7 protein-coding genes and 1 pseudogene are annotated in these 10,877 nt (G+C 56.8%); 4 read left to right on the forward strand and 4 right to left on the reverse strand.

The features are described 5' to 3' along the window. The first annotated feature begins 175 nt into the window (after positions 1–175). The 3 genes from GHO03_RS14270 (at position 176) to yjiA (ending at position 3,570) form a co-directional block, all read left to right on the forward strand. Positions 176–2,242, forward strand: coding sequence for a carbon starvation CstA family protein (locus GHO03_RS14270; RefSeq protein WP_094999363.1), 2,067 nt, complete (start codon positions 176–178; stop codon positions 2,240–2,242). Positions 2,243–2,257: 15 nt separating this feature from the next. Then, complete coding sequence (locus tag GHO03_RS14275; RefSeq protein WP_007937254.1) at positions 2,258–2,455, forward strand: YbdD/YjiX family protein; 198 nt, start codon at positions 2,258–2,260, stop codon at positions 2,453–2,455. 146 nt (positions 2,456–2,601) lie between these two features. Then, a complete protein-coding gene (yjiA, locus tag GHO03_RS14280) occupies positions 2,602–3,570 on the forward strand; it encodes a GTPase (protein WP_153400103.1) in 969 nt (322 codons plus the stop codon). A 100-nt stretch (positions 3,571–3,670) separates the two neighbouring features. On the opposite strand, the gene GHO03_RS14285 is transcribed toward yjiA, so the two are convergent. The 3 genes from GHO03_RS14285 to GHO03_RS14295 form a co-directional block, all read right to left on the reverse strand. Beyond that, a complete protein-coding gene (locus tag GHO03_RS14285) occupies positions 3,671–4,225 on the reverse strand; it encodes a hypothetical protein (RefSeq protein WP_094999361.1) in 555 nt (184 codons plus the stop codon). 142 nt (positions 4,226–4,367) lie between these two features. Further along, positions 4,368–5,621, reverse strand: coding sequence for a serine hydroxymethyltransferase (glyA, locus tag GHO03_RS14290; protein ID WP_088378929.1), 1,254 nt, complete (start codon positions 5,619–5,621; stop codon positions 4,368–4,370). Between the two features lie 98 nt (positions 5,622–5,719). Continuing rightward, a complete protein-coding gene (locus GHO03_RS14295) occupies positions 5,720–9,583 on the reverse strand; it encodes an EAL domain-containing protein (protein WP_094999966.1) in 3,864 nt (1,287 codons plus the stop codon). A 475-nt stretch (positions 9,584–10,058) separates the two neighbouring features. On the opposite strand from GHO03_RS14295, the pseudogene GHO03_RS14300 reads away from it, so the two are divergent. Next, positions 10,059–10,334: pseudogene (locus GHO03_RS14300) on the forward strand (transposase); the annotation flags it as partial. A 213-nt stretch (positions 10,335–10,547) separates the two neighbouring features. Here GHO03_RS14300 and GHO03_RS14305 read toward each other — a convergent pair. Continuing rightward, a partial coding sequence (locus GHO03_RS14305) for a transposase (protein ID WP_153400104.1) occupies positions 10,548–10,877 on the reverse strand: 330 nt, incomplete at its 5' end.

Here is a 10,877-nt window from a genome sequence, read left to right on the forward strand (position 1 = left end):
TATCGGGCTGACAGCCTGGGACAGACAGCGGCGTTGCACGGAAAAAATGTGCAGCACCGCCTGCCAAAAAACCGCAAAAGAAGGCTCTAGACCAATGTTGGGGGCTGGTCTTTAAAGCCAGTAGCGCTAAACTCCGGGTGCAGTCTTTCTTGTCCAACTGGCCGGAATTAAAAAAATGAATAATAAAAATAGCCTGCTCCGCCACATCCCGTGGCTGGTGCTGGCAATTGTAGGAGCCTGCGCCCTTGGCGTAGTGGCATTGCGCCGGGGCGAGGCGATCAACGCCTTGTGGATTGTTGTGGCAGCTGTTGCCATTTATCTGGTTGCTTACCGTTATTACAGCCTGTTTATCGCCACCAAGGTGATGCAACTGGACTCCAGCCGCGCAACACCTGCGGTGCTCAACAACGACGGTCTGGACTATGTGCCGACCAACAAACACATTCTCTTTGGTCACCACTTTGCCGCCATTGCTGGCGCTGGCCCTCTGGTCGGGCCGGTATTGGCCGCGCAAATGGGTTACCTGCCGGGCACACTCTGGCTGATCGCCGGCGTGGTACTGGCCGGTGCGGTGCAGGACTTCATGGTCCTGTTCATGTCCACCCGCCGCAACGGTCGCTCCCTGGGCGATATGGTGCGCGAGGAAATGGGCAAGATCCCGGGCACCATCGCGCTGTTTGGCTGCTTCCTGATCATGATCATCATCCTCGCGGTGCTGGCGCTGATCGTGGTCAAGGCCCTGGCCGAGAGCCCGTGGGGCATGTTCACGGTGATGGCGACCATCCCGATCGCGATGTTCATGGGCATTTACATGCGCTACATCCGCCCGGGCCGCATCGGTGAAATCTCCATCGTCGGTGTGCTGCTGCTACTTGGCTCCATCTGGCTGGGGGGCCAGATTGCGGCGAGCCCCGAGTGGGCGCCGGTGTTCACCTTTACCGGTACGCAAATCACCTGGATGCTCATCGGCTACGGCTTTGTTGCGGCGGTTCTGCCGGTATGGCTGGTACTGGCACCTCGTGACTATCTGTCGACCTTCCTCAAGATCGGCACTATCGTTGCGCTGGCCATCGGCATCCTGGTCACCATGCCCGAGCTGAAAATGCCCGCGCTGACCCAGTTCACCGACGGCACCGGCCCGGTCTGGAAAGGCGGCCTGTTCCCGTTCCTGTTCATCACCATTGCCTGCGGTGCGGTATCGGGCTTCCATGCGCTGATTTCTTCGGGTACTACGCCAAAACTGCTGGATAACGAAAGCAACGCCCGTTATATCGGTTACGGCGGTATGCTGATGGAGTCCTTCGTGGCCATTATGGCGATGGTTGCTGCTTCGGTGATCGAGCCGGGTGTGTACTTCGCCATGAACAGCCCGGCAGCGATTGTCGGCGGTGACGTGGTTACCGTTGCGCAAAACATCACCAACTGGGGCTTTGCCATTACCCCGGATGCGTTGACCGCGCTGGCCAAGGACATCGGTGAAACCACCGTCCTGGCACGTGCCGGCGGTGCACCGACCCTGGCGGTGGGTATCGCGCAGATCCTGCACAACGTGTTGCCGGGTGAAAACACTATGGCGTTCTGGTATCACTTCGCCATTTTGTTTGAAGCCCTGTTTATCCTGACCGCAGTTGACGCCGGTACCCGTGCCGGTCGCTTTATGCTTCAAGACTTGCTGGGCAGCTTTGTGCCTGCACTCAAACGTACCGAGTCCTGGGGCGCCAACTTGCTGGCCACCGGCCTGTGTGTGGCGATGTGGGGCTACCTGCTGTATCAGGGCGTGATCGATCCACTGGGCGGCATCAACACCCTGTGGCCGCTGTTCGGTATCTCCAATCAGATGCTGGCGGGTATCGCGCTGATGCTGGCAACCGTTGTGCTGATCAAAATGAAGCGCCAGCGCTACATTTGGGTGACCATGCTGCCAGCCGTCTGGCTGCTGATCTGCACCACCGTGGCAGGCTTTATCAAGCTGTTCGACGCCAACCCGGCAGTGGGCTTCCTGTCCCTGGCCAACAAATACAGCACTGCGCTGGAAGCCGGCCAGGTGATTGCCCCGGCGAAAAACATCGACCAGATGCAACATGTGATCATCAACGCCTACACCAACGCCGGTCTGACCGTGCTGTTTCTGTTCGTGGTGTTCAGCATTCTGTTCTTTGCGATCAAAGTGGGTGTCGCTGCATGGGGCAGCAAAGAACGTACGGATAAAGAGTCGCCGTACCAAGCCATGCCAGATGCTTGATAGAGGGTTGCAACCATGTTCAATGACCTGAGTCGCCTCGGTAAATACCTCGGTCAGGCCGCACGCCTGATGGTCGGCATGCCCGACTACGACAACTACGTCGAGCATATGCAAACCAAGCACCCGGACAAGCCGGTGATGAGCTACGAGGCGTTCTTTCGTGAACGCCAGGAAGCGCGTTACGGCGGCAAGGGCGGGCCCAAGTGTTGTTAACCCGTCAGGGCTGAGCTGTATCTGACTGTGGGAGCGGGCTTGCTCGCGATAAGAGCGGCGCGGTGTGTCAGTGACACCGTGTCGCCTGAATCGCGAGCAAGGCCGCTCCCACATTTGTTTTTGCGTTATGTTTAAGGAGGCACTGCATGACCTCTCCAATCCCCGTCACCATTCTCAGCGGCTTCTTGGGGGCCGGTAAAACCACCTTGTTGCGTTATTTGCTCAAGGCAGAACACGGCCTGAAAATCGCCGTGATCGAAAACGAATTCAGCGATGCCGGGATCGACACCCAACTGTTGGGGGACGAGCCGGTGCAAGTCATGACCCTGGCCAATGGCTGTGTGTGCTGCACCATCCACACCGACCTGACCAAGGCGCTGTTCCTGCTGCTTGAGCGTCTGGACAATGGCGAAATTGCCTTCGACCGCCTGGTGATCGAGTGCACCGGCCTGGCCGACCCGGCACCGGTGGCGCAAACCTTTTTTATCGATGAAGAGCTGCGCGAGCGTTATCTGCTGGACGGCATTATTACCCTGGTGGATGCAGCCCACGCCGATGTGCATTTGAGTCAGACCATTGCCCAGGCGCAGATCGGTTTTGCTGACCGCTTACTGGTGAGCAAGCGCGATCTGGTGGATGACGCCACCTTTGATGCCTTGAGCGAGCGTTTGACCCGTATCAACCGCCGGGCGCCGATCCGCGTGGTTGAGCACGGCAAGATAGATCTGGCCGAATTACTGGACGTGCGCGGGTTTAACCTCAACGCAGACTTGGGGGGTGGCCTGAGCTTGCGCCCGGTACAGCCTGCGGCTTCTATCGACCGTATCTCCAGTCTGGTGCTACGCACCGATAAGCCGCTGGATATCGACAGCCTTAGCGCCTTCATGAACGAGCTGCTGGAAGAGCACGGCAAGCAATTGCTGCGCTACAAAGGCGTGCTGAGCATTGCCGGTGAAGATCGCAGGCTGGTGTTTCAGGGGGTGCTCAAGTTGTATGGCTTTGATTGGGACACCGAGTGGGCCGAAGGTGAAGCCCGTGAAAGTGTGATGGTGTTTATTGCCGATGATTTGCCAGAGGCCAAGATTCGCGAGGGTTTTGCCCGGCTTGGGGTTTGAGTGATAGCTGACCCTCTCCCTCCGGGAGAGGGTCAGGGGCTTTTGATTTTTTTGTCTTACTGCAATAACAGGTATTTCGCACAACTTCACGGTTGTAAAATCAATAGGGCACATTTCTTTCAATAATATTTAAAAGAAATACCATTTTTTTATGTTCGGCTGTTTCACCAAGATAGTAATGAGGTGAACCTTTGGCTTTTCTTACGCCGATATACTTGTTGTTATGGGTTTTAAGTGTGATGAGGGTATGGGCTTCACTCAAGTTCCTCTCTGTCACTGTTCGGTTGTTTTGATCGAGTAGTGTGAAGGCAAGTGGATGCTTTAGTGTCGGACTTCTCGCATAGAGTATATCCATATGGTTCATGGCCAGCCGGTGCCGGTCATACTGGCCAGGGTGTTTGATATGTATTTCATAGCCCTTGGCGGTATGCCGGAAATAAAGCTTGAGCGTAGCCTTGATCCCGCCTGTGGCGTGGGCTTGAATGCCCATGGCTGCGGAGTCGTCCCTCAACTGGGGTTTGCCGGAGAAGACACCGCCACTGCCCAGCAAGTCAGTTACTATGACCGATTGGCCATGAAGAGCCCCTAAAAGATGAAGGTTATGGTTCGGTATATGCAAGGTGGCGATAAAGGAGTGTTGCGAATCGTTAGTCATTGTCTGAACTCTGCAGTTGATAAGAATGCATAAATTCAGACTAGGCTGTTATTGTTCGGGGGGAGCGGCCAAGTGTTTCAAAATAACAGATGCAATAAAAAGCCCGGCTTGAAAGCCGGGCTTTTTATTCAGCTATTTGCGATCAGTTGCCGTATACCGGCAGCTTGGCGCAGATGGCTTTGACTTTCTCGCGAACGGCGTCGATAACGGCTTCGTTGTTGATATCTGCCAGGATGTCGCAGATCCAGCCAGCCAGCTCACGGCACTCTTCAACTTTGAAGCCGCGAGTGGTGACAGCTGGAGTACCGAAACGCAGACCCGAAGTGACGAACGGGGAGCGTGGATCGTTTGGTACGGAGTTTTTGTTTACGGTGATAAAGGCTTTGCCCAGAGCCGCGTCGGCGTCTTTACCGGAGATTTCCTGCTTGATCAGCGACAGCAGGAACAGGTGGTTTTCAGTACCGCCCGAAACCACGTCAAAACCGCGTTCGATAAATACCGAAGCCATGGCCTGAGCGTTTTTTACCACTTGTTGCTGGTAAGCCTTGAACTCTGGTTGCAGAGCTTCTTTGAAGCACACGGCCTTGGCCGCGATAACGTGCTCCAGCGGGCCGCCTTGCGAACCCGGGAAAACAGCCGAGTTCAGCTTTTTCTCGATGTCGGCGTTGGCCTTGGCCAGGATCAGGCCACCACGTGGACCGCGCAGGGTCTTGTGGGTAGTGGTGGTCACTACGTCAGCGAATGGAACCGGGTTCGGGTAAACGCCAGCAGCCACCAGACCGGCTACGTGTGCCATGTCCACGAACAGGTAGGCGCCAACCTTGTCCGCGATAGCGCGGAAACGTGGGAAGTCCAGAACCTGCGAGTAGGCAGAGAAGCCAGCCACGATCATTTTTGGCTTGTGCTCAACGGCCAGACGCTCAACTTCGTCGTAGTCGATCAGGCCATTGGCGTCGATGCCGTACTGGATGGCGTTGTACAGCTTGCCCGAAGACGAAACGCTGGCACCGTGGGTCAGGTGACCGCCGTGAGCCAGGCTCATGCCCAGGATGGTGTCGCCAGCCGACAGCAGGGCCAGGTAAACGGCGCTGTTGGCCTGGGAACCGGCGTGCGGTTGAACGTTGGCGTAATCGGCGCCGAACAGTTCTTTTGCACGGTCGATAGCCAGTTGCTCTACCACGTCTACGTATTCGCAGCCGCCGTAGTAGCGCTTGCCAGGGTAGCCTTCGGCGTATTTGTTGGTCAGAACCGAGCCTTGAGCTTCCATCACCGCTGGGCTGGTGTAGTTTTCCGAAGCGATCAGCTCAATATGTTCTTCCTGGCGCTGAGCTTCTTGCTCCATGGCGGCAAAAAGGTCGGCGTCGAACTTGGCAAGTGTCAAATCACGGCTGAACATGGCGGTCCTCAAGGATCGGGGGCAGAAAAGGAGGGCATTCTAACTCAATGGGTTTTATCTGGCATATGAATGCGATTCACGGTGAGCAACTATGAGCTTCAAGCTTGTAGATCCGCGCTTGCCGCTTGCAGTTGCTCCACCAATTGGCCCGCCGGCATCGGTCGCCCGAACAGATAGCCTTGCACTTCGTCGCAACCGTGTTCACGCAAGAAATCCAGCTGCTCGTGCGTCTCTACACCTTCGGCGATTACCGCAAGGTTCAGGCTGTGGGCCATGGCGATAATGGCCCTGGCGATTTGCGCGTCCTGCTCGCCGGAGGGCAGGCCGTCGACAAAGGTACGGTCGATTTTCAGTACGTCGATGGGGAATTGCTTGAGGTAGTTGAGCGACGAATAACCGGTGCCAAAGTCGTCTACGGCAATGCTCAGGCCGAGGTTTTTCAGGCTGGCCAGGATATGCAGCGCTTCGCTGACCTCGCGCATGAGGATGCTTTCGGTCAGCTCAAGCTCCAGGCAGGCCGGGGACAGGCCGGTTTCCTTGAGGATATTGGCAATGCGCGTACCCAACTGGCCGTCGGAGAACTGGCGCGCTGATATGTTGACCGAGACTTTGGGCACGCGAACCTTGGCCTGATGCCAGAGCTTGAGCTGGCGACAGGCCTCGGCCAGCACCCAGTCGCCGACTTCGACCACCAGTCCCAGTTCTTCGAGTACCGGGATAAAGTCGCCGGGTGGCACCAGCCCGCGCCTTGAGTGATTCCAGCGCAACAGTGCCTCAACGCCGGTCAGACGTTTGCCGTCGCCGCTGAACTGCGGCTGGTAATAAAGAATGAATTCCTGCTGCTCCAGGGCATGACGCAGGTCGCTTTCCAGTTCAAGGCGCTCAAGAGCGCTGGCGTTCATGTCTGCCTGGTAGAACTGGAAGTTGTTTTTGCCGCGCTCCTTGGCGTGATACATCGCGGTATCGGCGTTTTTCATCAACTGGCTGAGTTCGTTGCCGTCTTGCGGGCTCAAGGCAATACCAATACTGGCGGTTACAAAGAACTCGCGGCTTTCGAGTACAAAGGGCTTTACCAGACTGGCGAGGATCTGTTCGGCCACATTGATAGCGCGGTTCAAGGCCTTCTGACGGGTGGTGCGAGGCTGCAGAAGCAGGGTGAACTCGTCACCGCCCATGCGCGCCACAGTATCGTCGTCACCCACACAGGCAAGCAGGCGGATGGCCATGTCCTTGAGCATGCGGTCGCCGGCTGCGTGGCCCAGGGAGTCGTTGATCGGTTTGAAGCGGTCGAGGTCAAGAAACATCAGCACCACCCACGACTTGTTGCGCTCGGCCTGTTGCAGCGCGGTGTGCAGACGGTCCTGGAACAGGGTGCGATTGGGCAGGTGAGTCAGGGCGTCGTAGTAGGCCAGGCGGTGGATTCGCTGTTCGCTGGCCTTGCGCTCGCTGATATCACTGAAGAAGCACACATAGCTGGCCAGATCGCCTTCATCATCGAGCACTGCCGTGATGCCGACCCAGGCCGGGTAGTGTTCACCGTTCAGGCGCTTGAGCCAGACTTCACCCTCCCATGTGCCGTGCAAATGCAGTTGCTTGAGCACATAGGCGAGGTGTGCGCGTTGTTGGTCATCGACAGTGAGCATGCTTGGTAGCTGGTCGAGGACTTGTGCGACGGCGTAACCGCTGACCCGGCTGAAAGCCTCGTTGGCTTGCACGATATAGCCTGCAGGGTCGGTAATAAGGATGGCCGAGGTGGAGTGTTCAAAAACCGTGGCGGCCATGCGCAGGTCTTTTTCGGCACGGCGTTGCTGGCTCATGTCGCGACCAACACCCAGAATGCCTTCAAAACCGTCGTCTTCATCCCATACCAGCACCAGGCGCAGTTCGATGGGCACCTTGTGCCCGTCAGCGCGCAGGCAGTCGAACAGAAACAGCTGGGTTTGCACCTGAGCACGCAAAGCCGACAGTTGCTGGGGCTTGTGCAGTGCGCCACGGATACGCTCGATCAGGTTGTAGATACCCTCCAGCTGTTGCGGCGTGGCAATAATAGACTGCCAGCCATTGTCGAATACCCATTGTGCGTCATAGCCCAGTACAGTCTGTATGGAGGGGCTGAGGTAGTTCATGCGCAGCGAGCTGTCAGTGGAGAAAATCACGTCGCTGATGCTTTCGGCCAGCATCCGGTAGCGTTGCTCGCTGTCGCGCAATGACTCGCTGGCTTCGATCTGGTCGGTGATGTCCTTGGCCACCCCTACAATTCGCGAGACTTGATCACCGGTATGACGGGCAAAGGCTTGCTCACGGATGTCAAAGCGCCGCCAGGTGCCCTGCTGATGGCGAAACCGCAGTTGGCATTGCATCAGTTGCTTGTAGCCGTTTTCCTGCTGCTCTTTGCGCAACTGGTGATAGCGCTCGGCGTCTTCAGGGTGCAACAGCAACTCCCAGAAGTAAGCGCCCATTTCCTGCAGTTCAACAGCGCTATAGCCCAGGGTCTGGCCAAGGTGATGGTTGCTGAAAATGATCCGCTGGCTGATTACATTTTGTACATATAGATGGTCGGGAACGGTTCGCACCACATCGGACCAGAAGCTTTCGCGCTCTTGCAGGGACAGTTCGATCAACTTGCGGCTGGTGATATCACTGATGCTCAAAATGACTGCATGGTAGTCCTGCTGATCCACAGGCAGACGCAGCACCAGCCATAAGTGCTGGTCGCGACCGCTGGCATCGGTCAGTTTTATTTCCAGCTCAAGCTGTTGCTGCTGGTCGAGCACGGCCTCGACGACCTGATAGCCAATGGCTGAACTGCTCAGCGGGCAGCCGTTGATCAGCTTGTGCCAGGCACCTTCTCCTGAATCGACCTCCAGTAGCTGCATGGCTACCTGGTTGACTTCGGTGATGCGCAGTTGCTCGAATAACTGGCGACGATGTTCCGGATGATCGCTGAGCCAATGCTTGAGGGCATCAGTGTCATGGAGTTTTTCGCGCTCAAGAAACCCTGGCAGGCTGGACAGGTCGAGCACGCAGAGGGCGACCCCGGTGCCTTCAAAAATATCGTGGTAACGCCGGCGGCCTTCATGCAACTGGCGCTGGCGGCGGCGCATGTTCAACAGCGCCATAATGGGCAGCAACGAAAACACCAAGCCGAGCAGGCATTTGCCGATCAGTCCGGGCAGTAGCTGCTCGATTGCCTGGCGGTCATTGAACAGCCCGCGCAGTTGCCAGTCGCTGTGGCTGATAGCTGCCAGCAGTACGGTGTCGTCTTCATCGCGCTGGCTCAGGGCCGAGGGGGGCGAGACGTTTTTATCCGCGCGGCTGAGTACCTTGCGGGTCTGGCTGTTTTCCACCAGCCACTGCGGCCGGTTGCTGCTGTTGGCGTTCTGATGCGTGAGGTTTTGCAGCAGGTCCGGGCTCATGCGCAGCAGCCAGTAGCCATCGATGGCGCCGCTGGGCTGGCGCAGCAACAGGTAGATGATGCTGGCATCACTGTTGTTGCTGAAGTAGTAACCTTCAGTGCGGTTGCGCGACGGGCTGCGTTTGACCCAGTCGGCCAGATACGCAGCGTCGGGGCTGGTCCCGGTACTGTCGAGCAACACTTCGCCGGCCGGACTGAGCAGGGCCAGGCTTTGCAGGGATGGCAAGGACTGGCCCAGTTGCTTGACCAGCGCCTGTTGCTGGCGCTGGTTTCTTGGCGACTTGTCTACGGGCAGCAGATTGAGTGCGGTTTCGGCCCGCAAGGCCATGCTCAGGCCAATATGGTCGGCCAGGTCGGCGCTGTAGTTGATGCTGGTCTGGCGCTCTTGCTGCAGGGTTTCCTGAAACTGCTCGACCAACAGCCAGAACAGCATCGCCAGCAGCAGTAAAACCAGGGTCGCCAATGCACTTTTCAACGTTCCGCGCACAGGTGTCCCGAGTAATTGGCTGGACGCTTTGACACGAGTGGGCGGGGTGACATTGGGCAACTTGTGATCCTGCGATTTGGCGGCAATGGCGCGAGGCCCCCTAAAGGCGCCAAGCATGCCTTGGGTTGTGGCAAAGTGCCAGTCCTCTGGTCTGCGCTGGTTTGCCCTGCATCACGCATTCAGGTAGATTCTGGGGTCTACATTTGTGCTTTTTCTGCGAGCAGGCATTGATCTCGATCAGTCCCTGACTTTCTGCTATGGCCTGATCCGGGCATTGCTCGCGCCTTATTCACCCGTCACTGACCCTAGGTTATCCATGGCTCAATGCGTGGATCTACCCTATTAGATTTTAGTCATGTTTTACGATCTGAAGCCGAGCCCTGACGGTTACTAGTTCTCCGGCCGACCCAGCATTTTTTCGCTCTCAGTCCTGCATCAGGGCAAAGATTTTAGTTAGGTTTTGATGATTTTGAGCCAATTTCAACTCCAAAACTTAACTTTTCTAAGCGTGCCTCCTTGTCAGGTATCACGATGCAGATATAGACGCTGGGAACATGATGCTGTATCGGAGGAAATGCAGAACCTGCTGAGCAAATCACCGGAGATAATGCAAGTCCGAAAGCGGACGGTTGAGCATCCCTTCGGGACGCTAAAGCAATGGATGGGTGTGACGCGCTTCCTGACCCGAAGGCTGGCCGGAGTGAGCGCAGAGTTGAGCTTGAATGTGCTCGCCTATAATTTGAAACGGGTTATGAAAATCATCGGCGTTAATGGTTTGATGAAGGCGCTGTCGGCGCAAAAAAAAGGCTGACTTTGGCCCATCCGAGAGGCTGTAAAGCAGCGTTGACCTGTTCCAGGTCGCTACCCAGACCCGAAGCATTTACTGTGCGATCACTCAGCCAACGAACGTCAATGCTTCAAGACGATAGGGCCCATGAGCGTTTTTACACACTCTGGGCCGTTTTCGGCCTGTGGCGAGAGGCAAAAACCGGCCAAAAGGAGGCGGCCGGCATCGGAGCTGCTCCTAGGCTCTGTACGTAAAGTATTGTCGCAAGCACCGCATAGCGCAGGCCAATGAGACCATCGCCGCAAAACTTGTTGCGAGCTTGTCGAAGCGCGTCACGATGCGACGGTTCTCCTTCAGCCAGCCAAACATGCGTTCGATGATGTTGCGCTGCCGATATTTGGGGCGATCAAAAAGTCGAGGCAATCCTGGCTTGGTTTTGCGCTTCATGCTTCGCAACGGAATGACTGGCTGCATGCGATAACGATCACAATACTGGCGCAGCGCTTCAGCGTCGTAACCCTTGTCAGCCAGCAACCAGCGGCAACGCTTGCGTGGGCGACCGCGCAG

Source organism: Pseudomonas sp. FSL R10-1339, assembly GCF_009600545.1.
Taxonomy (GTDB): domain Bacteria; phylum Pseudomonadota; class Gammaproteobacteria; order Pseudomonadales; family Pseudomonadaceae; genus Aquipseudomonas; species Aquipseudomonas bubulae.

Bases quoted from the DNA above. Each gene is read 5' to 3' on its own strand.
- GHO03_RS14270 (WP_094999363.1), top strand. From the start codon at position 176: ATGAATAATAAAAATAGCCTGCTCCGCCACATCCCGTGGCTGGTGCTG.
- GHO03_RS14275 (WP_007937254.1), top strand. From the start codon at position 2,258: ATGTTCAATGACCTGAGTCGCCTCGGTAAATACCTCGGTCAGGCCGCA.
- yjiA (WP_153400103.1), top strand. From the start codon at position 2,602: ATGACCTCTCCAATCCCCGTCACCATTCTCAGCGGCTTCTTGGGGGCC.
- GHO03_RS14285 (WP_094999361.1), bottom strand. From the start codon at position 4,225: ATGACTAACGATTCGCAACACTCCTTTATCGCCACCTTGCATATACCG.
- glyA (WP_088378929.1), bottom strand. From the start codon at position 5,621: ATGTTCAGCCGTGATTTGACACTTGCCAAGTTCGACGCCGACCTTTTT.